Source organism: Streptococcus sp. CCH5-D3 (assembly GCF_001556435.1).
In the GTDB taxonomy this organism is placed as follows: domain Bacteria; phylum Bacillota; class Bacilli; order Lactobacillales; family Streptococcaceae; genus Streptococcus.
Genome location: NZ_LSIW01000133.1, coordinates 33,753 through 56,879 on the forward strand (window position 1 = coordinate 33,753; position 23,127 = coordinate 56,879).

Annotated in this window: 24 protein-coding genes; 11 read left to right on the forward strand and 13 right to left on the reverse strand. The window is 40.8% G+C overall.

From position 1 onward, the window contains the following. Positions 1–92: 92 nt before the first annotated feature. The 4 genes from lytR to AX662_RS08325 all read right to left on the reverse strand — a co-directional run bounded on the left by lytR (position 93) and on the right by AX662_RS08325 (position 4,007). Complete coding sequence (gene lytR, locus AX662_RS08310) at positions 93–1,346, reverse strand: glycopolymer--peptidoglycan transferase LytR (RefSeq protein WP_060972156.1); 1,254 nt, start codon at positions 1,344–1,346, stop codon at positions 93–95. Positions 1,347–1,354: 8 nt separating this feature from the next. Continuing rightward, entirely contained in the window at positions 1,355–1,876 is a 522-nt protein-coding gene (locus AX662_RS08315; protein ID WP_060972157.1) for a GNAT family N-acetyltransferase, read from the reverse strand. Next, positions 1,869–2,312 carry a tRNA (adenosine(37)-N6)-threonylcarbamoyltransferase complex ATPase subunit type 1 TsaE gene (gene tsaE / locus AX662_RS08320; RefSeq protein ID WP_002889989.1) on the reverse strand — a complete coding sequence of 148 codons (444 nt, stop codon included), beginning with the start codon at positions 2,310–2,312 and terminating at the stop codon, positions 1,869–1,871. Before tsaE ends, AX662_RS08315 begins: the two co-directional genes overlap by 8 nt. A gap of 273 nt (positions 2,313–2,585) precedes the next feature. Beyond that, the gene (locus tag AX662_RS08325; RefSeq protein WP_002883789.1) at positions 2,586–4,007 is read right to left on the reverse strand and encodes an NCS2 family permease; all 1,422 of its coding nucleotides are present in this window, start codon (positions 4,005–4,007) and stop codon (positions 2,586–2,588) included. Between the two features lie 209 nt (positions 4,008–4,216). On the opposite strand from AX662_RS08325, the gene AX662_RS08330 reads away from it, so the two are divergent. Next, complete coding sequence (locus AX662_RS08330; RefSeq protein ID WP_014633589.1) at positions 4,217–5,029, forward strand: Cof-type HAD-IIB family hydrolase; 813 nt, start codon at positions 4,217–4,219, stop codon at positions 5,027–5,029. A 44-nt stretch (positions 5,030–5,073) separates the two neighbouring features. Here AX662_RS08330 and AX662_RS08335 read toward each other — a convergent pair whose 3' ends face one another. After that, the gene (locus AX662_RS08335; RefSeq protein WP_060972158.1) at positions 5,074–5,805 is read right to left on the reverse strand and encodes a cyclase family protein; all 732 of its coding nucleotides are present in this window, start codon (positions 5,803–5,805) and stop codon (positions 5,074–5,076) included. Positions 5,806–6,183: 378 nt separating this feature from the next. On the opposite strand from AX662_RS08335, the gene AX662_RS08340 reads away from it, so the two are divergent. The 9 genes from AX662_RS08340 to serS all read left to right on the forward strand — a co-directional run bounded on the left by AX662_RS08340 (position 6,184) and on the right by serS (position 14,348). Beyond that, positions 6,184–7,191, forward strand: a complete 1,008-nt coding sequence (locus AX662_RS08340; protein WP_002889985.1) for a PTS sugar transporter subunit IIB — start codon at positions 6,184–6,186, stop codon at positions 7,189–7,191. A gap of 17 nt (positions 7,192–7,208) precedes the next feature. After that, positions 7,209–8,009 carry a PTS mannose/fructose/sorbose transporter subunit IIC gene (locus AX662_RS08345; RefSeq protein WP_002886606.1) on the forward strand — a complete coding sequence of 267 codons (801 nt, stop codon included), beginning with the start codon at positions 7,209–7,211 and terminating at the stop codon, positions 8,007–8,009. Between the two features lie 15 nt (positions 8,010–8,024). Then, positions 8,025–8,939 (forward strand): PTS system mannose/fructose/sorbose family transporter subunit IID, encoded by a 915-nt coding sequence (locus tag AX662_RS08350; RefSeq protein ID WP_014633903.1) that lies wholly within the window; start codon positions 8,025–8,027, stop codon positions 8,937–8,939. Positions 8,940–8,951: 12 nt separating this feature from the next. Continuing rightward, positions 8,952–9,338: a DUF956 family protein gene (locus tag AX662_RS08355; protein ID WP_014633902.1), complete on the forward strand. Its 387-nt coding sequence runs from the start codon at positions 8,952–8,954 to the stop codon at positions 9,336–9,338. A 265-nt stretch (positions 9,339–9,603) separates the two neighbouring features. Continuing rightward, positions 9,604–10,596, forward strand: coding sequence for a PTS sugar transporter subunit IIB (locus tag AX662_RS08360; protein ID WP_002883770.1), 993 nt, complete (start codon positions 9,604–9,606; stop codon positions 10,594–10,596). 67 nt (positions 10,597–10,663) lie between these two features. Then, the gene (locus tag AX662_RS08365) at positions 10,664–11,479 is read left to right on the forward strand and encodes a PTS mannose/fructose/sorbose transporter subunit IIC (protein ID WP_048790689.1); all 816 of its coding nucleotides are present in this window, start codon (positions 10,664–10,666) and stop codon (positions 11,477–11,479) included. A gap of 14 nt (positions 11,480–11,493) precedes the next feature. Beyond that, positions 11,494–12,405: a PTS system mannose/fructose/sorbose family transporter subunit IID gene (locus tag AX662_RS08370; protein ID WP_060972159.1), complete on the forward strand. Its 912-nt coding sequence runs from the start codon at positions 11,494–11,496 to the stop codon at positions 12,403–12,405. A gap of 81 nt (positions 12,406–12,486) precedes the next feature. After that, the gene (locus AX662_RS08375; RefSeq protein ID WP_060972160.1) at positions 12,487–12,861 is read left to right on the forward strand and encodes a DUF956 family protein; all 375 of its coding nucleotides are present in this window, start codon (positions 12,487–12,489) and stop codon (positions 12,859–12,861) included. Between the two features lie 209 nt (positions 12,862–13,070). Continuing rightward, a complete protein-coding gene (serS, locus tag AX662_RS08380) occupies positions 13,071–14,348 on the forward strand; it encodes a serine--tRNA ligase (protein WP_037597435.1) in 1,278 nt (425 codons plus the stop codon). Positions 14,349–14,382: 34 nt separating this feature from the next. Here serS and AX662_RS08385 read toward each other — a convergent pair whose 3' ends face one another. The 8 genes from AX662_RS08385 to AX662_RS08420 form a co-directional block, all read right to left on the reverse strand. Further along, positions 14,383–15,012: a hypothetical protein gene (locus AX662_RS08385; RefSeq protein ID WP_060972161.1), complete on the reverse strand. Its 630-nt coding sequence runs from the start codon at positions 15,010–15,012 to the stop codon at positions 14,383–14,385. Between the two features lie 63 nt (positions 15,013–15,075). Then, positions 15,076–16,386 carry a ribosome biogenesis GTPase Der gene (der, locus tag AX662_RS08390; protein ID WP_060972162.1) on the reverse strand — a complete coding sequence of 437 codons (1,311 nt, stop codon included), beginning with the start codon at positions 16,384–16,386 and terminating at the stop codon, positions 15,076–15,078. A gap of 105 nt (positions 16,387–16,491) precedes the next feature. Next, on the reverse strand, positions 16,492–17,394 hold the full coding sequence (gene dnaI, locus AX662_RS08395; RefSeq protein ID WP_060972163.1) for a primosomal protein DnaI: 903 nt from the start codon (positions 17,392–17,394) through the stop codon (positions 16,492–16,494). A 3-nt stretch (positions 17,395–17,397) separates the two neighbouring features. Next, positions 17,398–18,573, reverse strand: a complete 1,176-nt coding sequence (locus AX662_RS08400; protein ID WP_060972164.1) for a DnaD domain protein — start codon at positions 18,571–18,573, stop codon at positions 17,398–17,400. Continuing rightward, a complete protein-coding gene (gene nrdR, locus AX662_RS08405; protein ID WP_002883820.1) occupies positions 18,570–19,049 on the reverse strand; it encodes a transcriptional regulator NrdR in 480 nt (159 codons plus the stop codon). The genes AX662_RS08400 and nrdR overlap by 4 nt, the downstream gene beginning before the upstream one ends. Positions 19,050–19,170: 121 nt before the next feature. Beyond that, on the reverse strand, positions 19,171–20,700 hold the full coding sequence (locus tag AX662_RS08410; RefSeq protein ID WP_060972165.1) for a HAMP domain-containing sensor histidine kinase: 1,530 nt from the start codon (positions 20,698–20,700) through the stop codon (positions 19,171–19,173). After that, positions 20,697–21,386 carry a response regulator transcription factor gene (locus AX662_RS08415; protein WP_002883757.1) on the reverse strand — a complete coding sequence of 230 codons (690 nt, stop codon included), beginning with the start codon at positions 21,384–21,386 and terminating at the stop codon, positions 20,697–20,699. The genes AX662_RS08410 and AX662_RS08415 overlap by 4 nt, the downstream gene beginning before the upstream one ends. A 155-nt stretch (positions 21,387–21,541) precedes the next feature. Next, complete coding sequence (locus tag AX662_RS08420) at positions 21,542–22,078, reverse strand: DUF177 domain-containing protein (protein ID WP_037600313.1); 537 nt, start codon at positions 22,076–22,078, stop codon at positions 21,542–21,544. 298 nt (positions 22,079–22,376) lie between these two features. Between AX662_RS08420 and rsmG the strand changes: the two genes are divergently transcribed. Further along, the gene (gene rsmG / locus AX662_RS08425) at positions 22,377–23,090 is read left to right on the forward strand and encodes a 16S rRNA (guanine(527)-N(7))-methyltransferase RsmG (RefSeq protein ID WP_060972166.1); all 714 of its coding nucleotides are present in this window, start codon (positions 22,377–22,379) and stop codon (positions 23,088–23,090) included. Positions 23,091–23,127 lie beyond the last annotated feature (37 nt).

Sequence of the window (23,127 nt, forward strand, 5' to 3'; positions counted from 1 at the left end):
CCTATATTATAGCATAGCTCAAAAGCCATTGCAAGGAATAACCATATTGCTATCATTTCAAAGAAAAAAGGTTGGGAATTACCCAACCTTATTTATTGCGCCGCTGGAACCGTACTATAAGTAGTCACACCCGATCCATTATTATTGTATGTAGGGGTTGTCGTACCTTGTTCCTGAACATAATTACCTGTGTTTTCACTATAGTTATTGCTATAGGTAGTACCTCCATTGTAGGTACTTACTGACCCACCACCAGCTGCCTCAGATGTCCCGCCCTCATAATTTGAAGATGCCTCACTCGAAGCCGCACTTCCTTTAGAATTAACGAAATCATCTGAGCCATAGTTAGAGCTACCAGAACCATAGAGAACCAAACTAGTCTTAAGATTAGATTCAGAGACTTTCTTCTTACCAACTTCCTTCTTAATACGGTTCTGCACCTTTAGAATATCCTCAGTGGAGGCTACTTGATAGCTTCCTCCATTAATCATGGCATCCGAACCGGCCAATTGGTATGATTTAATATTTTTAAGTGCATCACTATAACCCATCAAGCTACGCAGAGTATTGGTATCACCAAGGTCAATGCTAGTTTGAACATTTGAACTTACAGCCGACAAAATTTTCTTGTAAGAACCAATAGAGTCCATCTTCAAGAGCTTAGCTACAACTTTTTGAATAACCTCACGTTGACGTTTTTGGCGACCATAGTCACCATCAGGGTCATCGTAACGCATACGTGAATAGACTAAAGCTTGCTCACCATTGATTTTATGGGTTCCGGGCTCAACTTTTGCCTGAAATTCAGGTTCATTTTCTGCAATCGAAATTGGAAAATCAAAATGATTCGTTACCTCAATACCACCAACAGCATCTACCAAATCAATCATACCCTGCATATTAATCAGTGCATAATAGTCAATATCAATATCCAAAACCTTTTGAATGGTTGAAATAGCCAAGTCAGCACCACCCTCAGCATATGCTGAATTTAGTTTTGCTTCACCCGACCCCTCAATATCTGTCAAAAGGTCACGTTCCAAACTGGTCATGGTTGTTTTCTTAGTCTTAGGGTTCACTGTTACCAAAATCATGGTATCAGAGTTTCCTTCCCAGGTTTCCTTACGTTCTTTGGATCCTGTATCTACTCCCATCAAGAGAATAGTTATAGGCTTAGTCTGTTGAATAGCCTTACTATTCCCTGAAGTTGCTTTAGAAGCCCTAAACGTTTTTGACAATTCGCCTGTGGCGTAATTATAAGTTGTCGTTAGGTAAATACCAGCAGCTACTACTGTCGTTGCAAAAATCGCCAACAACATCAATAAAATTTTTCGTCCAAGTTTCATGTTTTTTCCTAATCTATGAGTTTAGCCATAAGGTAAACATCTAGAAATTCTCCATTTTTAGTTCTTGCACCACGTTTCTTAGTGCCTTCAATGTCAAATCCAAATTTTTGATAAAGATGAACTGCCCGTTCATTACGTGCTTGAACCGTCAACTCTAAGCGGCGGATAGTTGGTGTATGATCTGCCCAGTCAATCATTGTTTCCATAAGAAACTGGCCAACACCATTCCCCCAGTAGGGTTTAGAAACCGCAATAAATACGTCGCCAATATGACTGGTCTTAGTATCTTGATCAGAGGTAACATTACAAACACCAATGACCTCATGACCCAATTTTGCCACCAAACAAATCTCATTAAGCCTATGCTGATGACTTTCAATATAAGTGGCTAACTGTTCAGCACTCAGTATAGAACTTCTATCATCTTGTGCTAGAAAATCCGATTCCAAGGCTACAGTCTCTAGTAAACGAGCTAGAGAGGCAGCATCCTCTCTTTGAGCTTCCTCAATGACTAATTCTTGCTCAGCCATTTATCATTTCCTCCTGAATCTCCTTACTTCTAGGACCGAAAGATTCAAAAAGCAACTGACGTCCATCTCCATGATGAGATATCGAAATTAGGAGATAATCCCCTAACAGACTCTCATCTAGGAGCTCACCCCACTCGATGATTGTCACACCTTCACCATACAGAAAATCATCTAAATCAATAGAATCTGGATCATCACCAATGCGGTAGACATCTAAATGATAGAGTGGCAGTCGCCCCTCATACTCCCTTACAATAGTATACGTTGGACTCTTTATCATCTGTGAAATATCCAAACCTTTGGCAATTCCCTTAGTCAAGGTCGTTTTGCCAGCTCCCAGATCCCCTGAGAGAACAATTATATCTCCAGAATCGAGCAGTCGACCTAGCTTTTGGCCGATACTAATCAATTCTTCTTCATTTTGACTGTAAATCATGTTTTCATTATATCAAAAAATAAAAATATGGACTAGAATCCACTGTAAAAATACAGTAGAAACTTATAAATATTGAATCATTTAAGTAAGAAGTTAAGATATATATTTTAATCTTCAATTTATTTTAACCACATCAATCACTCATAGATTAGAAATCGTTTTGTAAAACTTACTATAGATTTGAAAGTTAATCAAAAAAACTCTCTCACATTCCCCAGATAAAATCGCAAAAGAAAAAGCCTGACAAATATACAGACTTTTAACTTTCAAGCTTTAGAACACAGCCATACTGATGAAGTTAAGGATAAACAAGATATCCAAAATCCACATAATAAAGTGGACATCCTTAGCTTGACCTTTGACAATTTTGACCAAAGTATAAGTAAGGAACCCAGCTGCGATACCATAGGTAATGCTATATGAGAATCCCATAAAAATAGAAGTGAAGAAAGCAGGAATAGCTTCAGATAAGTCTTCCCAATCCACACTCTTAAGGTTAGAGAGCATCATAACACCTACAATAATAAGAATAGGCGCTGTTGCTGCATTTGGAACGATTGATACCACTGGACTAAAGAAACTAGAAATGGCAAAGAGCACAGCAACCACAAGAGCTGTCAAACCAGTACGTCCACCAGCACCAATACCAGCTGCAGATTCAACGTAAGTTGTAACGTTTGAAGTCCCTGCAATGGCACCAATACTTGTACCAACAAGGTCAGAGTAAAGGGCACGGTCAAGAGCTTTTGATTCGTTGTTATCACCTGTTGAAGCAATGATACCAACCTTTTCACCAGTACCGATTAAGGTACCGATAGTATCGAAGATATCAGTCAACGAAAAGGCGAGAATAGCCATAAAGACACCAGGCAAACGAGAAACGTCTGCAAAGAGTGAACCCAATCCCTTAGATCCAAGCGCTGCACCAAAGACCTGACCAAGGTCTTTGATAGATGATGTCAAGCTAGCTGCGTGCCAGTCGATGCTTCCAAGATCAACGACACCAGCAAAAATAGCAATGATAGTCGTTACGAGGATTGAAAGCAGAACACCACCACGAATACCTTTAACGATAAAGAAAATCGCAATCGCAAGACCAATCAAACCGACAATAACAGTTGGGTTATTGAAGGCAACCAAACCTGGTGTAGCTGATGATGAAGCTGTAATTGAAGCCTTGGCCATATCAGCACCTTTACCTGCTACAGTGTAGGTATGAGGATTAATTGAGAATTTCAAGAAACCAGCATTTTTAATCCCCACATAGGCAAGGAAAACACCTATACCTGCTGAAATCGCAGATTTAAGGGCTGTTGGAATAGACTCAATAATCATCTTACGTACTTTAGTTACTGTGATAATCAATGAAATAACACCACATAGAAAGACCATCGCTAAGGCCTCTTGCCAAGTGTACCCCAAAGAAAAGACCACTGTATAGGTGAAGAAGGCATTAAGTCCCATACCAGGCGCTTGAGCGTATGGTAGGTTGGCATAAAAGGCCATCATCAATGTCCCTGCAACCGCACCAATAATTGTTGCTAAGAACACACCTTGTGCAGGCATCCCTGTTTGAGCCAACATCGCTGGGTTAACAAAGAGGATGTAAGACATGGCAAAGAAAGTTGTCAATCCGGCAGTCACTTCTGTACGGACGTCAGTACCATGTTCTTTCAATTTGAAAAACTTTTCCATGAAAGTTTAGACTCCTTAATAAAAAATTATTGTCAAAATCCGAATAATTTCGGAACATTCTCACGTAGAATGCAACGTTACTATTCTACATGAAATTATTTGACGGCGCAAGGTTTATTTCCTGAGACTTTTCTTATGAAAAACCGAACGTTCTTAGAAAGCTCTTTCTTAATCACCAACAAAGGACATATTTTTGCTATAATAGGAACATGACAAAAAAATTGATTGCACTAGATCTTGATGGAACGCTCTTGCGCCCAGATGGAACTATTTCAGAATTTACACAAAAAACGATTAAAGACGTACAAAACAAAGGACACCAAGTCGTTATTGCTACAGGTCGTCCTTATCGTATGGCTATTGACCATTACAAAACACTAGGGTTAGAAACACCACTCATCACCTTTAATGGCTCCTTGACCAATCTTCCAGACCAAGACTGGGCTTATGAGCATTCGGTTAAATTAGATAAGAAATATCTGATTAGCCTCTTACAACGCCATGATGAATTAGAGATGGATTTTCTGGCTAGTGAATATCGAAAACACTTCTATATCACTATGAATCACCCAGAGCGTATTCAACCACAACTCTTTGGTGTTGATAAAATTATTGAGGCTATGCGTTTGGAACCAACTAAAATCACGCGCAACCCTAACGCTCTCCTTATGCAAACTCGTCATGAGGATAAGTACCAACTTGCCGATGACATCAAGAAGGACTTCAAGGAAGAAATTGAAGTTGATTCTTGGGGTGGCCCGCTTAATATCTTGGAATTTTCGCCTAAAGGCATAAACAAGGCCTACGCCCTAAACTACTTACTTAAGGCCATGCGCAAATCAACGGATGATCTGATTGCTTTTGGAGACGAACACAACGACACAGAGATGTTGGAACTTGCTAAAACTGGTTATGCCATGAAGAATGCTAGCTCTGTTCTTCTCCCCCACGCTAACGAACAAATTGAGTGGACTAATGAAGAGGATGGCGTTGCTCGCAAACTCCAGGAACTCTTCTTATAAATAACAAAAGACACCGAAAATTTCTTCGGTGTTTTTTCTTCTGATTAAGGTAAAATAGCCACTGCACGCACTGGGGAGCCTGTCGCCTTGTCCCAGTGAGGAAATGCAATCGAAATCAAAGCACCAACGGCTGGAACTTGATCCAATTGATTCAAAACTTCTACCTGATAAATGTTTTGTTCCAAGAGGTAGTATTCGTTTACCAAACCATGTTCTGCTGCTGGAATGCCAGCATCTGTATCAAAAGTCTCGTGACCGACAGCCTTAACCTTACGTTCATAAATCAAGAATTCTAGAGCTTCACGGCTCCACCCTGGACTCTGTTGAACCCCATTTTCATCAAGGTTGCGCATAGCATCTTGATCTGGCCAACGCTTCGACCAATCACTACGAAAAGCGACAAAGGCCCCTTCAGTAATTTGTCCATATTCTGCTTCAAAGTCTAAGATATCTTGTTTGCTCAAAATAAAGTTTGGATTGGCAGCAACTTCTTTAGACTTGTCGATAACATAGAGTGGTAAAAGAAGATCTTTGAGAGCAATCTCATCCAACCAACGACCACCTTCTACAAAGTGAATCGGTGCATCAATATGCGTTCCGTATTGACCAACTACTGTAAATTTTTGAACATGGAAACCATCTTTTAATGTGAAAAGGTCTTCTTGTTTCAAAGCAGGAAGGGCTGGGAAATGTGGACTTTCCTCATTAATTTTGTGGGTCAAGTCAACCCATTTCTTAGATTGCAATTCATTATAAATACTTAGTAAATCTGACATAAGGAGGCCCTCTTTTCTTATAGATTTAACCTTAAATAGTTAATTGAAGAAATTATAGCAGCCAACACCAGCTATTACAAGCTTTTATCTCATTTTTTCTTAATCCTATTTCCCCTAGTTAGATATAGCTTAAAACTATACTTAACACTTATTGTCTGAAAAAAAAGTATATTTGCAATAATTTGATGTTTTTTTCAATTATATGACACTTTTGTTACGAAAACCATTGACAAATTCATGGTAACGTCCTATAATTAGAGTGTTCTAATTTTCGAGGGACTAAAAAAATATTGTTGTCATTTTCATGTCATGAATGCTAATACCAATAATCATTTTTCTATTCCTAAGAAACAATATATAAAAGGAGGAAGAACACTAATGGGTATCGGTATTATTATTGCTAGCCATGGTAAATTCGCTGAAGGTATTCACCAATCAGGTTCTATGATTTTTGGTGAACAAGAGAAAGTTCAAGTGGTTACTTTCATGCCAAATGAAGGTCCTGACGACTTGTACGCTCACTTCAAAGATGCCATTGCTCAATTTGACGCTGACGACGAAATTCTAGTCCTTGCAGACCTTTGGTCTGGATCACCATTTAACCAGGCAAGCCGAATTAAGGAAGAAAATCCTGATCGCAAGATGGTTATCGTGACAGGACTCAACTTACCAATGCTTATCCAAGCATATACGGAACGTATGGTAGCTCCTGATGCTGGGGTTGAAGAGATTGTCGCTAACATTTATAAGGAAACAAAAGAAGGCGTTAAAGTCCTTCCAGAAGGCCTTATTCCTGAAGAAGACACTAAACCAGCAGACGCTAAACCTTCTATTCCTAAGGGTACCATTCCTGAAGGAACAGTACTTGGTGATGGAAAAATCAAATACGTTTTGGCTCGTGTTGACACACGTCTCCTCCACGGTCAGGTTGCGACTGGTTGGACTCACTCAACTCACCCAGACCGTATCATCGTTGTTTCAGACACTGTTTGTCATGATAAACTTCGTACAAACATGATTAAACAAGCCGCTCCATCTGGTGTTCAAGTTCACGTTATCCCAATTAAAAACATGGTTAAAGCAAACAATGACCCACGTTTTGGAGATACACGTGCTATGCTTCTCTTTGAATCTGTTGAAGATGCTCTTGCTGCTGTTAAAGCAGGTGTTGATGTTAAAGAAATCAACCTTGGTTCTTCAGCTTATAAAGAAGGAAAAGTCAACGTTACTAAAGCTCTTTCATTTGACCAAACAGATGTGGATGCTATCAAAGAGTTGCAATCATTGGGTGTCAAATTTGACGTTCGTGGGGTACCAAGTGATAGCCCAGCAAACGTTGATGCCTTGATTAAGTCAGCTGAAACTAAATTAGCAGAGAAGAAATAATTTTGGAGGATGCATAAATGAGTTTAGTACAAATTATTTTAGTCGTAATTGTTGCTTTCATCATCGGTTGTAGCTCAGTTAACGACCAAATCGAAACATACCAACCAGTTGTGGCTTGTTCCCTTATCGGTCTTGTTACTGGTCATCTCGAACTCGGCGTAATGTTGGGTGGTAGCTTACAGTTGATCACTATGGGATGGGCTAACGTTGGTGCTGCCATGGCACCAGATGCCTCACTTGCCGCTGTAGCTTCTACAATCATCCTTATCTTGGGTGGTCAAGGAACTAAAGGGATTGGTCCTGCCATCGCCCTTGCGGTGCCTTTGGCTGTTGCCGGTCTTGCCTTGACAATGGTTGTCCGTACAGCAACTGTCTTCATCGCTCATATTATGGATAGCCGTGCAGAAGCTGCTGATATCGCTGGTGTTGAAAGATGGCACTTTATCGGTATGGCCCTCCAAGGTCTCCGTGTTGCTATCCCTGCCCTCCTCTTGCTCTTGATTCCTGCTCACCTCGTACAATCTGGTCTTGAAGCTATGCCTGAATGGTTAAAATCAGGTATGACAATCGGTGGTGGTATGGTTGTAGCCGTTGGTTATGCCATGGTTATCAACATGATGTCTAGTCGTGAAGTTTGGCCATTCTTCTTCCTTGGTTTTGCTTTGGCTGCCCTCAAAGAGTTGACCTTGATTAGCTTGGGTATCATCGGCCTCTGTCTTGCCGTTATGTACCTTGCGCTTGAAGCTAGTGGTTCAAATGGTTCTTCAAATGATGGAGGATCAGGTGATCCCCTCGGTGAAATTCTGGAAGACTTTTAATTAGGAGGAAAGAAAATGGCTGATTCAAAAATTAAATTAACAAAAGCAGATCGTTTCAAAGCTTTCTTGCGCTCATACTTCCTTTTAGCTTCATTCAACTATGAACGTATGCAAAATGGTGGTGTGGCTTACACCCTTATTCCTGCAATCAAAAAACTTTATCAAACTAAAGAAGACCGTGCTGCTGCGCTTAAGCGTCACTTGGAATTCTTCAATACACAACCTTTCATGGCCAACCCAATCTTTGGGGTTACGCTTGCCTTGGAAGAAGAACGTGCCAACGGTGCTGAGATCGATGATGCGGCTATCTCAGGGGTTAAGGTCGGTATGATGGGACCTCTTGCAGGTGCCGGTGACCCTCTCTTCTGGTTTACCCTTCGTCCAATCTTCCTTTCACTAGGAGCAGGTTTGGCTGTTTCAGGTAACGTCCTAGGCCCAATCGTCTTCTTCGTTCTCTGGAACGTTATGGTTGCCGCTGTTAAATGGTATACTCAAGAATTTGGTTACCGTGCTGGTACTGCGATTACAGACGACTTGTCAGGTAACCTTCTCCAACAAGTAACTCGTGGCGCATCAATGATGGGGATGTTCGTTATCGGTTCTCTTATCCAACGTTGGGTAAGCATTACCTTCACACCAGTTGTCTCTGTTGTTAAACAACAAGAAGGTGCTTATATCGATTGGGATAAACTTCCAAAAGGTATTGCCGGTGTTAAAGCAGCCTTCCTAGAACAAGCTGCTGGTAAATCACTCGAAGCCAACAAGGTAACAACCTTGCAAGATAACTTGAACCAATTGATTCCTGGTCTTGCTGCCCTTGGTTTGACTTTCCTCTGTATGTACCTTCTTAAGAGAAAAGTTTCTCCAATCGTTATCATTTTGGGTATCTTTGTTCTAGCTATTGTGCTCCACATTATTGGTGTACTCTAATCGGAGCAAGGTATGGTTAAATCGCTCAATACCGAAATGGCTCACACAACTAAGGGAACTTGGTTTCGTGAAGGGCCTATTTACGGAAATATCATGGTCGGAGATAAGGCTTTCGAATTTTACAATGATACGAAGTTACAAGACTACGTTCAAATTCCTTGGGATGAAATCACTTATGTGATTGCCGATGTCTACTTCGGTGGTAAATTCATCCCACGCTTTGAAATCCGTACTAAGCAAAATGGACGTTTCCGTTTTGCCAGTCGAAAAAGCCGAATAACTTTGAAAGAAATTCAAAAAAGAATTCCTCGAGAAAGTTTAAGAAAAGCACCTAGCTTCATCGTTGTTCTCAAACAAGGCTTTAAGAATCTTTTCCGACTCATTGTCAAGAAGAAATAATCTCCGAATATTATAAAAAGATTGTCCAATCTAATAGTTGGGCAATCTTTTTATAATATTTTGCTCATTTTTGAAAGAAATTGACTTCTTTTGAAATTTTATCTCACTAGCTATTGACATTTACGTGAAAGCGTTTTACAATATAATTGTTCTTGATTTCTTATGTTTAAAAAGATTGAGAGACGCTTTTTTTAGCGTCTTGAAAAAAATCGGAGATAGTCTTTTTAAGCCTAGGAAATAATAATTTATAAGGAGGAGAACACGAATGGGTATCGGTATTATTATTGCCAGCCATGGTAAGTTCGCTGAAGGGATCCACCAATCAGGCTCTATGATTTTTGGAGACCAAGAGAAAGTTCAAGTCGTAACTTTCATGCCAAGTGAAGGTCCTGATGACTTGTACGCTCACTTCAACGACGCCATTGCACAATTCGATGCTGATGATGAAATTCTTGTTTTGGCTGACCTTTGGTCTGGTTCACCATTTAACCAAGCTAGCCGAATTGCTGGAGAAAATCCAGATCGCAAGATTGCTATCATCACAGGACTTAACTTGCCAATGCTAATCCAAGCATACACTGAACGTATGATGGATGCTAACGCTACTGCAGAGCAAGTTGCTGCTAATATCATCAAGGAAGCTAAGGGTGGTATCAAGGCACTTCCAGAGGAACTTAATCCAGCTGAGGAAACAACAGCAGCTCCTGTAGAAGCTGCTGCACCTCAAGGAGCTATCCCAGAAGGGACAGTTATCGGAGATGGTAAACTCAAGATTAACTTGGCACGTTTGGACACACGTCTCTTGCATGGTCAGGTAGCAACTAACTGGACACCTGCTTCTAAAGCAGACCGTATCATTGTTGCTTCAGATGACGTTGCTAAAGATGAGCTTCGTAAAGAATTGATCAAACAAGCAGCACCAAATGGGGTTAAAGCAAACGTTGTTCCAATTCAAAAATTGATTGATGCTTCTAAGGACCCTCGCTTTGGTAACACACACGCGCTTATCTTGTTCGAAACTGTTCAAGACGCACTTCGTGCTATCGAAGGTGGCGTGCCAATCAAAGAACTTAACGTTGGTTCTATGGCTCACTCAACTGGTAAAACAATGGTTAACAACGTTTTGTCTATGGACAAAGACGATGTTGCTTGCTTCGAAAAATTGCGTGACCTTGGCGTTGAATTCGACGTCCGTAAGGTACCAAATGATTCTAAGAAAGATTTGTTCGACCTTATCAAAAAAGCTAACGTTCAATAACCTTCATTCGGATAAATTAGTTGATCATCTCAGCTAATCACAACTCAATAGAAAAGGAATTATTACCATGTCAGATATGTCAATTATTTCTGCAATTTTGGTCGTAGTTGTTGCCTTCCTTGCTGGTCTTGAAGGTATCCTTGACCAATTCCAATTCCACCAACCACTTGTTGCATGTACCCTCATCGGTGCTGCTACAGGTAACCTCACTGCAGGTATCATGCTTGGTGGTTCTCTTCAAATGATTGCCCTTGCTTGGGCTAATATCGGTGCCGCTGTCGCTCCTGACGCTGCCCTTGCCTCTGTTGCTGCTGCCATTATTTTGGTTAAAGGTGGTAACTTCACAACTGAAGGTATCGGTGTTGCGACTGCAACAGCTATCCCACTTGCGGTTGCCGGTCTCTTCCTAACTATGCTTGTTCGTACAGCATCTGTTGCCCTTGTTCACGCTGCAGATAAAGCAGCAGAAAGCGGAAACATCGCTGGTGTTGAACGTGCACACTACCTCGCCCTCCTTCTTCAAGGTTTGCGTATCGCTGTGCCAGCTGCCCTTCTTCTTGCTATCCCAGCAGAATCTGTTCAACATGCTCTTGGATTGATGCCTGACTGGCTCAACCACGGTATGGTTGTCGGTGGTGGTATGGTCGTAGCCGTTGGTTACGCCATGGTTATCAACATGATGGCAACTCGTGAAGTTTGGCCATTCTTCGCCATCGGTTTTGCTTTTGCTGCTATTAGCCAATTGACACTTATCGCTCTTGGTGCTATCGGTGTCGCTATTGCCTTCATCTACCTCAACCTTTCTAAACAAGGTGGCGGAAATGGTGGCGGAACTTCAACTGGTTCAGGCGACCCAATCGGCGATATCTTGGAAGACTACTAGGAAGGGGTGCTCTCATGGCTGAAAAAATTCAATTATCTCAAGCGGATCGTAAAAAGGTTTGGTGGCGCTCACAATTCTTGCAAGGTTCATGGAACTATGAACGTATGCAAAACTTGGGTTGGGCTTACTCACTCATTCCTGCTATCAAAAAACTCTACACTAACAAAGAAGACCAAGCCGCAGCTCTTAAACGTCACTTGGAATTCTTCAATACCCACCCTTACGTAGCTGCTCCTATCATGGGTGTTACCTTGGCTCTTGAAGAAGAAAAAGCTAACGGTACTGACATCGAAGATGCTGCTATCCAAGGGGTTAAAATCGGTATGATGGGACCTCTTGCCGGTATCGGTGACCCTGTTTTCTGGTTCACAGTTCGTCCTATCCTTGGTGCCCTTGGTGCATCATTGGCACAAGCTGGTAACATCGCTGGTCCACTTATCTTCTTCATCGGTTGGAACCTTATCCGTATGGCCTTCTTGTGGTACACTCAAGAACTTGGTTACAAAGCAGGTTCAGAAATCACTAAAGACATGTCTGGTGGTATCTTGAAAGATATTACTAAAGGGGCATCAATCCTTGGTATGTTCATCTTGGCTGTCCTTGTTGAACGTTGGGTATCTATCGTCTTCACTGTAAACCTCCCAGGTAAAGTTTTGTCTAAAGGTGCCTATATCGAATGGCCTAAAGGCAATGTCAATGGTGACCAACTTAAGACTATCCTCGGCCAAGTTAATGACAAACTTAGCTTCGATAAGATTCAAGTTGATACCCTTCAAAAACAATTGGATTCATTGATTCCAGGTTTGATGGGACTTCTCCTTACTTTTGCATGTATGTGGTTGCTTAAGAAGAAAGTTTCACCAATCACAATCATTATTGGACTCTTTGTAGTTGGTATCATTGCAAGCTTCTTCAAAATTATGTAATAAAAAGGGTAAGAGTTTAGCCAAGCTGAACTCTTTTCTTATGCTATAATAAAAGTACTACAATCGAAAAGCGAGATAGATATGGCACAATCATTAAACAAAACAGTTGAACTGCATACAACAGGCGTTTCCTACATGGCTATCGGAGGTAAAGTCGGTAAGTTTCTAATAGGAGATGTGGCTCTTGAATTCTACCCAGATGTCAATGTCGAGCAATACATTCAAATCCCATGGACAAGCATCACTCAAATCGGTGCGAATGTCTCCGGAAAAAGAATTAGTCGCCACTTTGAGGTTTTGACAGACAAGAGCAAATTCCTCTTTGCTTCTAAAGATTCTGGAAAGATTCTAAAGATTGCTAGGGAACATCTTGGTAATGAAAAAGTCGTCAAGTTACCAACTCTCATTCAAACTATCGGCACTCGACTCAAAGGTTTATTTGCCAAAAAATCATAATTTTTGTATAATATAACAGACGGATAAGTACTAGCTAGATCCTTTCAGAAAGCCTGCGGTTGCTGCGAGCAGGTAGGGTTAACCTACGAAATTCTACCGTTTCTAATAATTAAAAACATAAACAAGTGCACTCCTGTGAAGTTGGATGGAACCGTGGCTCATGTCACTCCAACACTTTCACTGGAGTGTTTTACTTTTTGGAGGAACTTATGTTAGATGTAAAACGTATTCGTAACGACTTCGATGCCCTTGCCGAAAAATTGGCTACACGTGGGGTTGCTGCTGAAACTTTAAATGAACTTAAAGAGCTTGATGTTAAACGCCGTGAGCTTCTTATCAAATCTGAAGAACTCAAAGCTCAACGTAATATCGCTTCAGATGGTATCGCTCAAGCTAAACGTAACAAAGAAGATGCTTCAGAACAAATTGCAGCCATGCAAAAAGTTTCTGCAGAAATTAAGGAAATTGATGCCGAACTTGCTGCTATCGATGAAAAGCTTAATGCCATCGTTGTGACACTTCCAAATACACCAAACGACTCTGTTCCAGTAGGTGCTGACGAAGACGAAAACGTAGAAGTTCGCCGTTGGGGAACACCTCGTGACTTTGATTTTGAAGTTAAAGCTCACTGGGATCTTGGGGAAGACCTTGGTATCCTAGATTGGGAACGTGGTGCTAAAGTCACTGGTTCTCGCTTCCTTTTCTACAAAGGACTTGGAGCAAAATTGGAACGTGCGATTTACAACTTTATGTTGGATGAGCACGCTAAAGAAGGCTACACTGAAATGATCACACCTTACATGGTTAACCACGACTCAATGTTCGGTACTGGTCAATATCCAAAATTCAAGGAAGATACTTTCGAGCTTGACGGTACTGACTATGTCCTTATCCCAACCGCTGAAGTTCCTTTGACAAACTACTACCGCGGTGAAATTCTTGATGGTAAAGAATTGCCAATCTACTTCACAGCCATGAGCCCTTCATTCCGTTCAGAAGCTGGTTCAGCTGGTCGTGATACACGTGGATTGATCCGTCTTCACCAATTCCACAAGGTTGAAATGGTCAAATTCTCAAAACCAGAAAGCTCATACGATGAATTGGAAAAAATGGTAGTTAACGCTGAAAATATCCTTCAAAAACTTAACTTACCATACCGTGTCATCACTTTATGTACTGGCGATATGGGATTCTCAGCTGCTAAAACCTACGACTTGGAAGTTTGGATTCCAGCACAAAACACTTACCGCGAAATTTCTTCATGTTCAAACACAGAAGATTTCCAAGCCCGTCGTGCACAAATCCGCTATCGTGACGAAGCTGATGGTAAAGTAAAACTTCTTCACACTCTTAATGGTTCAGGACTTGCTGTTGGACGTACAGTAGCTGCTATCCTTGAAAACTACCAAAACGAAGATGGTTCAGTAACTATCCCTGAAGTTCTTCGTCCTTATATGGGCGGTGCTGAAGTAATTGCACCAAAATAACAAGGAAAATCTCCAGAAAGAACCTGGAGATTTTTTAGTTTTTATTAGCTTTCTCATAATAGGCTTTCAACTTATCAAATCCATCAGCAAGCTCTTCTACTAACTCTTCCATAGTTTTACTAGTAGTCACTACCACATCATACTTAACCAATACCTTGCGGATACGACCATCTCTAACTGCTGCTTTAAGCATCTGACGATTCTCTTCAGTTCCTTCCACACGATGGCTGACACCATCTTCCTGGGCAAAATAGTATAGAGAAGGGGCAATCGGTAAGTCTAGGACCTTATGTTGCTTAGCTAGAGTGGTGTCTGACTTTTTCCGTTCGACAAAGCTAACCTCAACTGAAATCCCCCATTTTTCAGGCTGACCATAAAGGCGAATCGCCATGGCAACATCGTCTAAACTGTCCTCAGGGGCCCTATAATAGCACCAAAAGAGTGGGCGACATATTTGTGCCTGATTGGCCCAATTACTGACACGATCCATCTTAAAGGGTGCCAAACGCTCCTCTAGAAGTTTTGCTAAAGTCTGCATTTCCTTACGAGCTGCTTGACCAAGTGCCTTGAGCACTTCCATCTCTTCTTGATGCGGACCCGCTTTTTCAGGTTTGATATACTTAACCCCTTGTTTAGATAAATAAGCTTTAATATTTTCTAACATCATTTTCTCCTTACAATGACAAAAGACCAACCCATAAAGATTCTATTCTGGTTGGTCTCTTTTTTATTTACGTTTACGAGCAATCAAGTGGATTGGTGTTCCTTCAAAACCAAAGGCCTGACGAATTTGATTTTCCAAGAAACGCATGTATGAGAAGTGCATAAGCTCTTCTTCATTGACAAAGATAACAAATGTTGGTGGTTTAACCGAAACTTGTGTGCCGTAGAAAATCTTAAGGCGTTTTCCTTTGTCAGTTGGTGTTGGGTTGATGGCAATGGCATCCATGATAACATCATTCAAGACAGCCGATGAAATACGACGGTTTTGACTCTCACTGATACGTTTAATCATCTCTGGCAACTTGTTAAGACGTTGTTTAGTTTCAGCCGATACAAAGATAATTGGTGCATAGCTCAAAAATTGGAACTGCTCACGGATATCCGCTTCCCAGTTGGCAACAGTATGGTTGTCCTTCTTAATCGTATCCCATTTGTTAACTACGATGATAATCCCTTTACCAGCTTCATGGGCAAAACCAGCAATACGCTTGTCATACTCACGGATACCTTCTTCGGCATTTATAACCATAAGGACAACATCAGAACGGTCAATAGCACGCATAGAACGCATGACAGAGTATTTCTCTGTATTTTCATAAACCTTACCAGATTTACGCATACCAGCGGTGTCAATCATGGTATACTCTTGACCTTCACTGTCCACAAAGTTTGTATCAATGGCATCGCGAGTCGTACCAGCAATTGGGCTAGCAATTACACGCTCCTCCCCCAAAATGGCGTTAATCAAACTTGATTTTCCGACGTTTGGACGTCCAATCAAACTGAAACGGATGATATCTGGATTTTCTTCTTCAACTTCTGTTGGGAGGTTTTCAACGATAGCGTCGAGAACATCCCCTGTACCGATACCGTGAACAGATGAAACTGGATAGGGATCACCAAGACCAAGAGAATAGAAATCATAGATATCTGCACGCATCTCAGGGTTATCCACTTTATTTACCGCCAAAATAACTGGCTTGTTGGTCTTATAAAGAATACGAGCAACGTACTCATCCGCATCTGTCACGCCTTCCTTACCTGAAACGACAAAGACAATAACATCAGCTTCAGTCATGGCGATGTCGGCTTGGTGCTTAATCTGTTCCATGAATGGGGCATCAACATCATCGATACCACCAGTATCAATCATGCTAAACTGGCGATTAAGCCATTCAGCAGAGGTATAAATACGGTCACGTGTTACCCCTTCAACGTCTTCGACGATAGAGATACGTTCACCCGCAATTCGGTTAAATAGGGTCGATTTCCCAACATTTGGGCGACCCACGATAGCAACTGTAGGTAATGTCATATGTTTAAGTCCCTGATTAAAATAGGGATTCCTTTCTTCATTTAGCAGTCTCACTTCCACCAAGGGAAGCAAACTCTCTTATTCTTTATCATTATGAGATTCAACTTAGCGGCGATTAACACCCTTCAAGTGAACCTCTTTGGCAAGAAAACGAATACGCTCCATCACACGTTTGGCCTGCCAAGTCTCGTCTCCTTGACGTCCATTGGATAGCTTAGCTTCTAAATCCGCAAAACTATAGTTAGACGTAAAGAAAGTAGGCAGCTCTTCAATCATACGATGCTGGAGGATGACTTGCAAAACATCATCCCTTATCCAAGAAGAGAATTGCTCTGCACCAATATCATCTAGAACCAAAACTTCTGCTTGTTTGACAGCGTCTATTTGTTCCTTGACAGAACCGTCCTTAATTCCATTTTTAACATCAATGGTAAAAGATGGGTAATGAATAATGGTCGTCGCAACCTTCTTGGTTTCGGAAAGTTCATGAGCCATAGCAGCCAACATGAAGGATTTTCCAACCCCCATGTCTCCGTAGATGTAGAGGCCTTTCTGGTCTGGACTAGGGTAATTCGCCACAAAATCCACGAGACTCTCAAAGGTATCCACACGCGCCACATCATCTAGAGCAATATCCGCAAAGGTAATCTTACGATAAGACTGAGGCAGACTCACCAAATTAATCCGTTTAGCGATAGCCTGTTGTTCTTGTTGCTCTTTGAGCTGACGCGTCTCCTTATAGGTCACATCAGCGTAGCCTTCATTCATGGTCAGAATCGGCTCATACCCTTTGGCAATATAGGAGGCATCACCTTCTTTGACCTTACGGCATTCCACCAGGAATTGATTAAACTTAGGAAGACTACGTTTGATTTCATTCTGGCTTAGGCTATGCTCTTGAATAAAGCTAGCCACTCTTGGATCCGCCAAAATTTGCTTCGTTAAATCTGTTGCATTGCCAGACCCATGATGCCCTGTTCGGTTTAGGGTTTGTCCAACTCTTTCCATAGGCTACTCCTTTCCTTTTTCTAGTTTTGCCAAAGCCCGACGTCTAATTTCATCCAATTTAGCCTGATCAGCCTGACTGGTTTGATTATCATAATCTGGATTACTCCAGCTCGGCACATTTGTTTTCTTCTTAGAATCAGCTTTTGCTTGTTGTGATTTCTTGTTGTAACCACTACGCAAAGCTAAAAGCCCTTGTTCGGCAGTGAGGATATTCTTAAAGTCAAAGTCGTTAGCAAGTTTAGAGATATACTCTCGATTCACATTCGTCGAACGTGTCCGTCCCAAACTGTAGGCAACCATGAGGTTAATGACCTCATCCATAAAGCCTCTTTGTGCCAAATCCTTGAGAATCTGCTTCTCAGAATTAGTAACAGTCCCGCTTGGACCTTTGGCACCTTGTAAGTAATCTATAGGCTTTTCGGACCTAACCGCTTTAAGAATCTTTTCTTCAGTCTCCGTCAAAGCAGAGTCACCACCTAATGTTTGAGCTTGAGCCTGCTCTAATTGCACCTGCATACGCTTGACAATAATCTGATGGTTGACGGCTGTCTTTTTAGCTAAGAGATAGGTATCATACCAATTCATGCCATGAGTCTCAGACAATTTATATATTTCCGGCACATCTGTCTTTTCATCTGTAAAGACAAGACCATCGGCCTGCATCCGATTCCTAAAACTAGTTAAATCAAATGAATTTTTAGGCTTGATTTCAGACACAGACTTTTGAGCCAAACGCTCATCGGTAAAGACATCCGAAAAACGTTTAGATAAATCTTGCAATCCTTGGAGACCTGCCGGTTTCAAAGCGTCTACTGCTGGTTCACTAATCTTTTGCTCGAGAAGTGAACTATAAACAGCATGTTTAAGAAACTGCTCAATTGTTAAGGGAGACTTAAGCTCTATCACATAAAACCCTTGAGGTGACTGGTAAAAGGCCAAGAGATCTACTGCTGTCAGAACCGCCAGTGCTTCTTGAAGGGGCTGCATTCCAAAGTTAAGGTGATTCAGAATAGCCGCAAACTTATGGCGGCGATTACCATTGTCATAAAAAGCCACGAAATACTGGTAGAGAGCGTATCCTTCACTCCCAATAATGGGATAATAGCAACGCATTAAACTTGCCTGATCGGGAACGATAACCTGATTACCAACATAGACAAATTCTTCAATAGGTCTCATTTTTTAGACTCTTTTTTCGCACGTACAGTCTTGGTGATTTCTTGAAGTAACTCTTCAATCTCATCAACATCTTTGAAAGAACGGTAGACACTAGCAAAACGTACATAAGTAATTTCATCAAGGTCAGCGAGTTCTTTCATCACTAAATTCCCAATGACATCACTATCAACCTCTCCATCATGGTTACGGCGAATATTTTGCTCAATACGGGTGATGGCATTTTCGATATCCTCACTAGAAACCGGACGCTTCTGAGCACTCATCAAGATACCATTAAAAATCTTATCGCGAGAGAATTGTTCACGAGTACCGTCTTTTTTGACAACCAAAAGTGGAACTTCTTCCACACGCTCAAAAGTTGTAAAACGAGCATGACAAGAATCACACTCACGACGACGACGAATGGTATTCCCATCCTCTGCCTGACGGCTATCGATAACACTAGATTTATTATGTTGACATTTTGGACAACGCATGCACTTCACCACCAATCTTTGAAATTCGGTACTCTATTTTACCATAAAAACACATAAAAAGCACGCCCTAAACGAGGCGTGCTCACGACCAAGAATCACTCTAAGACTCTTATAAATTGATTTAAAGCTCAAGTTGAGGTATCGTCGTTTCTCCATCCGCAAATGGAATGTAAAGGTCGAAACGTGTTCCAACACCAAGTTCAGAACTAACATTGATACGGCAGCGATAAGCTTCCACAATTTGGTAAAGGATTGACAAACCAATACCAACACCAGATTGTGTTGTCGTACGATTACGTGCCTTATCTGAACGATAGAAGCGTTCAAAGATATGCTCAATATCTTCTTTAGAAATCCCTTCACCATTATCTTGTACTTGTACCAACATTTCATCTTCCAGAGCCTTAATTGTAACCTGGATTTCCTTGTTAACAGGAGAATACTTAACCGCATTATCAATCAAAATAGTAATAGCCTGTTCAAAGTGTTGGCTGTAAATTTGTGCTGGACGCTCTGAGCTCTCAAAATCATTGAGATAGAATTGGTAATCTTCATGCAAGACACGGAAGTTACCAATAACCGTACGGATTGAAGAATTCAAATCACACGTATCATTTCTATGATTTTCAAATGATCCTTTGACACGGATAGAATCCAACATATCATTAATCATAATCGTCATACGGTTGGCCTCGTGACTTGCAGCCTCAAGACTCTCCTCAAGAATCTCAGGGTCATTTTTACCCCAACGTTGCAAGAGGTCCATATGGCCCTTGATAACCGCAATCGGCGTACGTAATTCATGACTGACGTCACTCAAGAAACGCATCTGCATCTGATTATTTTCTTGGATTTTATCCATCATACGGTTAAAGTTAACCGCCAAATCACCAATTTCATCGTGACTTTCAATCTTAGAACGAAGTTCCAAATCACTTGGCGAATCGGTGATAACTCCCATCGTTTCGTGCAACTGTCTCATCGGACGAAGAATAGATGTCAAGACAACCACAGTTGCTGCGATAACTAGGACCGTCATCCCCACTTCTAGGAAAATCAATAAGAAAATCAAACGCTCTTTCAGAGCATAGTAGAATTCCAAATCATGGAAAATCTGGGCATAACCAACGATGGTCTTTTTATCCTTACCGTAAATTGGAACTTGTAGTAAGAAACCACGCTTTCCTTTATAGGACACTGACTTCAGTTTGTTTACTTCAGACATGCCTGGAGGAGAGTCTGTGTTTTCCTCAGAAGTAAAGATAAACGTTCCCTTTTTGTCATAAACAAAAACAGATTGGTTAGAAAATAATTTATTAGAAATTGCAACTTGACCATCCAAAGAGTGCTTTTCAGAAAGCACACCATTAATGATTGATGCATAGATATTTTTAGGCGAATAAAGGGCCGCTAAAAGCGGTTCTGGACTCAACTCTTCATCAGAATCCCAGTCCTTTTCGATATAAGTAACAACTTTCGAAATTGTGTTATTTACATTTTGACGTTCACGTTGCAAAAGAAGCGTATTGGCCGAGAAAACAACAACCAGAGTGAACATCGACAATACAAGAAAGAAGACCACAGCAGTTGTCATGGTCAACTTTTTTCTAATGGTTACTTTACCAAATAATTTATCTTGTAATTTACTCATTTTTCACGGATAACGTAACCCATTCCTCGCACTGTTTGAATGTATGATTCCTTACCTGGAACATCGATTTTTCCACGCAAGTAACGAATATAAACGTCTACAACGTTTGTTTCGATTGCATCATCATATTTCCAAACTTGAAGCAAGAGTTCCTCACGGGTCATCACTTGGTTCATATTGCTCAAAAGTGTGTTCAACAAATCAAACTCACGTTTTGTCAATGGAATTGCTTCATCACCACGAACAACTGTACGGTTTTGAACATCCAATTTCAAATCACGATAAGTTGACGCTTTAGCTGGTGCATTCTTAGCAGCTTCGATATCTTGGCGACGGAAGGTTGCACGAATACGTGCCAATAGTTCTTCAATCGCAAAAGGTTTTACAATATAGTCATCAGCACCACGGTCCAAACCAGCAACAATGTCCATGATTGAATCGCGGGCTGTCATCATCATAATATAAGTATCTTTTTCTTGTTGGAGACGACGTGTTACTTCAAAACCGTCCATCTCAGGCAACATAAGGTCCAAGAGAATAAGATCAAAATCTTTCTCGAGTGCCATTTCAAGTCCTTCACGTCCGTTGTCTGCTGTCACAACGTCGTATCCTTCGTGTTGAAGTTCAAGAGAGACAAAACGAGCAAGGTTTTTCTCATCTTCAACAATCAAAATGCGTTTGCTCATAATAAGTATTTACCACTTTCTTAAAATTTTTTGACTTCTATTTCCCTTAAAAAGTCTGTAGATTTACCCTATAAATAAATCCGAAAATTAACTTCTAATGATATAATAATACAGATTTTTAAAATTGTCAAACATTTTTAGTTTATTTTTTTGAATTAATTTTCGTCAAATAGACCGTTCAATTGGGCAAAGGGATTACTTGCCTCTTTTTTCTCCTGTTGAAGTGCGGCAAAATCCTCTTCTGACAAGACTTCCCAGTCATTACCTGAGAGCGAAATTTGTCCTGATTCTTCCTCAGGTGTTAATACTCTCAAAGGAATATTAAGAAGAATATTATCTAGAATACTCTCATCAAGATTAATGGTATCCCCATCCAAGATAAGAACTAGATTTTCTTCGACTAATTCCTTTTGAAGAGCTGCATCTGCCTCTTGTATAAAGGTTTCTGAAACCGGATAGTTAAAGCTAAGTGTCACAGGTTCAAGTGAACGGCTAGATGGCAAGGTAATATCATAGCTAAGTTGATAGTCCAAAAGGTACAAGCCATTATCATAGGCTACCTGACCACTTGCTTGAATCTGTTCAAGATTTAGAACTTGATCATAGCGTTCTTTAATAGACTCCAACAAAGAAGGTGCTTCGGTAAAGGCGAGCCCCTCTGGAGACTTTCTAACTTCTGAAAGATAAATCATTCTTAATCCTCAAATTAAATTTCCCCATAGGGATCTATTTTCAATCCACAAGACCATAATCCCCTACATTTACTTTTCATTAGAGAGCATGATTATGATTTTAGACTTAATTATTATTATATCAAATTTTTAAGAAAAAATAACACCTTTAATATTACATATTTCTTAAACTTAGAACTTTTTTCAAAGCTAATGAGAAACTTAATCAGACCCAGTTTCCATCTGTCCTATAGAGTTAGATGAAAGCTCTTAATTATGGTAAAATAAGAGCATTGAAACTAGATAAAAGGAATATATAATGACACCTGAAGATTTTTACAAGGCTTTGAAAGAACTGGGGTTCGATCTCAGCCAAAAACAAAAAGACCAATTCCAACGCTACTTTGAGCTTTTGGTAGAATGGAACGAAAAGATCAACCTTACTGCAATCACAGAAAGAGACGAGGTCTACCTCAAACATTTCTACGATTCCCTAGCTCCTGTGCTTCAAGGGCATATTAAAAATCAAAGTATTCGACTTCTGGATATCGGAGCTGGAGCTGGATTTCCAAGTCTCCCTATGAAAATCCTTTGCCCTGAGCTTGATGTGACTATCATCGACTCTCTTAATAAACGCATCAATTTCCTCAATCTCTTGGCTGATGAACTTGAGCTCAGCGGTGTTCACTTCCATCATGGACGTGCAGAGGATTTTGGACAAGACAAGGCCTTCCGTGCTCAGTTTGATATTGTTACTGCCCGTGCCGTCGCACGCATGCAGGTTCTCTCAGAATTGACCATTCCTTTTTTGAAGGTTGGTGGACAACTTATTGCACTTAAAGCTGCAGCAGCTGATGAAGAGTTAGCCGATGCTAAAAATGCCTTGAACTCGCTTTTTGCCAAGCCTATTCTCAACGAGAACTACAGACTGCCAAATGGGGATGGACGTAATGTCACTATTGTCGATAAGAAAAAAGAAACCCCAAATAAGTACCCACGTCGTGCTGGAATTCCTAACAAGAAGCCGCTATAACGTTTATCCAAGGAGGTGTCTTACTCCTTGGATTATT

What these genes read in the sequence shown, in the direction of transcription:
- AX662_RS08330 (WP_014633589.1), top strand. Translation starts at nt 4,217, where the DNA reads ATGACAAAAAAATTGATTGCACTAGATCTTGATGGAACGCTCTTGCGC.
- AX662_RS08415 (WP_002883757.1), bottom strand. Translation starts at nt 21,386, where the DNA reads ATGAGCAAACGCATTTTGATTGTTGAAGATGAGAAAAACCTTGCTCGT.
- AX662_RS08360 (WP_002883770.1), top strand. Translation starts at nt 9,604, where the DNA reads ATGGGTATCGGTATTATTATTGCCAGCCATGGTAAGTTCGCTGAAGGG.
- dnaI (WP_060972163.1), bottom strand. Translation starts at nt 17,394, where the DNA reads ATGGAAAGAGTTGGACAAACCCTAAACCGAACAGGGCATCATGGGTCT.
- tsaE (WP_002889989.1), bottom strand. Translation starts at nt 2,312, where the DNA reads ATGATTTACAGTCAAAATGAAGAAGAATTGATTAGTATCGGCCAAAAG.
- nrdR (WP_002883820.1), bottom strand. Translation starts at nt 19,049, where the DNA reads ATGCGTTGTCCAAAATGTCAACATAATAAATCTAGTGTTATCGATAGC.
- AX662_RS08370 (WP_060972159.1), top strand. Translation starts at nt 11,494, where the DNA reads ATGGCTGAAAAAATTCAATTATCTCAAGCGGATCGTAAAAAGGTTTGG.
- AX662_RS08385 (WP_060972161.1), bottom strand. Translation starts at nt 15,012, where the DNA reads ATGTTAGAAAATATTAAAGCTTATTTATCTAAACAAGGGGTTAAGTAT.
- AX662_RS08375 (WP_060972160.1), top strand. Translation starts at nt 12,487, where the DNA reads ATGGCACAATCATTAAACAAAACAGTTGAACTGCATACAACAGGCGTT.
- AX662_RS08350 (WP_014633903.1), top strand. Translation starts at nt 8,025, where the DNA reads ATGGCTGATTCAAAAATTAAATTAACAAAAGCAGATCGTTTCAAAGCT.
- AX662_RS08315 (WP_060972157.1), bottom strand. Translation starts at nt 1,876, where the DNA reads ATGGCTGAGCAAGAATTAGTCATTGAGGAAGCTCAAAGAGAGGATGCT.
- AX662_RS08335 (WP_060972158.1), bottom strand. Translation starts at nt 5,805, where the DNA reads ATGTCAGATTTACTAAGTATTTATAATGAATTGCAATCTAAGAAATGG.
- AX662_RS08400 (WP_060972164.1), bottom strand. Translation starts at nt 18,573, where the DNA reads ATGAGACCTATTGAAGAATTTGTCTATGTTGGTAATCAGGTTATCGTT.
- AX662_RS08345 (WP_002886606.1), top strand. Translation starts at nt 7,209, where the DNA reads ATGAGTTTAGTACAAATTATTTTAGTCGTAATTGTTGCTTTCATCATC.
- rsmG (WP_060972166.1), top strand. Translation starts at nt 22,377, where the DNA reads ATGACACCTGAAGATTTTTACAAGGCTTTGAAAGAACTGGGGTTCGAT.
- AX662_RS08325 (WP_002883789.1), bottom strand. Translation starts at nt 4,007, where the DNA reads ATGGAAAAGTTTTTCAAATTGAAAGAACATGGTACTGACGTCCGTACA.
- AX662_RS08410 (WP_060972165.1), bottom strand. Translation starts at nt 20,700, where the DNA reads ATGAGTAAATTACAAGATAAATTATTTGGTAAAGTAACCATTAGAAAA.
- lytR (WP_060972156.1), bottom strand. Translation starts at nt 1,346, where the DNA reads ATGAAACTTGGACGAAAAATTTTATTGATGTTGTTGGCGATTTTTGCA.
- AX662_RS08340 (WP_002889985.1), top strand. Translation starts at nt 6,184, where the DNA reads ATGGGTATCGGTATTATTATTGCTAGCCATGGTAAATTCGCTGAAGGT.
- AX662_RS08420 (WP_037600313.1), bottom strand. Translation starts at nt 22,078, where the DNA reads ATGATTTATCTTTCAGAAGTTAGAAAGTCTCCAGAGGGGCTCGCCTTT.
- AX662_RS08365 (WP_048790689.1), top strand. Translation starts at nt 10,664, where the DNA reads ATGTCAGATATGTCAATTATTTCTGCAATTTTGGTCGTAGTTGTTGCC.
- der (WP_060972162.1), bottom strand. Translation starts at nt 16,386, where the DNA reads ATGACATTACCTACAGTTGCTATCGTGGGTCGCCCAAATGTTGGGAAA.
- AX662_RS08355 (WP_014633902.1), top strand. Translation starts at nt 8,952, where the DNA reads ATGGTTAAATCGCTCAATACCGAAATGGCTCACACAACTAAGGGAACT.
- serS (WP_037597435.1), top strand. Translation starts at nt 13,071, where the DNA reads ATGTTAGATGTAAAACGTATTCGTAACGACTTCGATGCCCTTGCCGAA.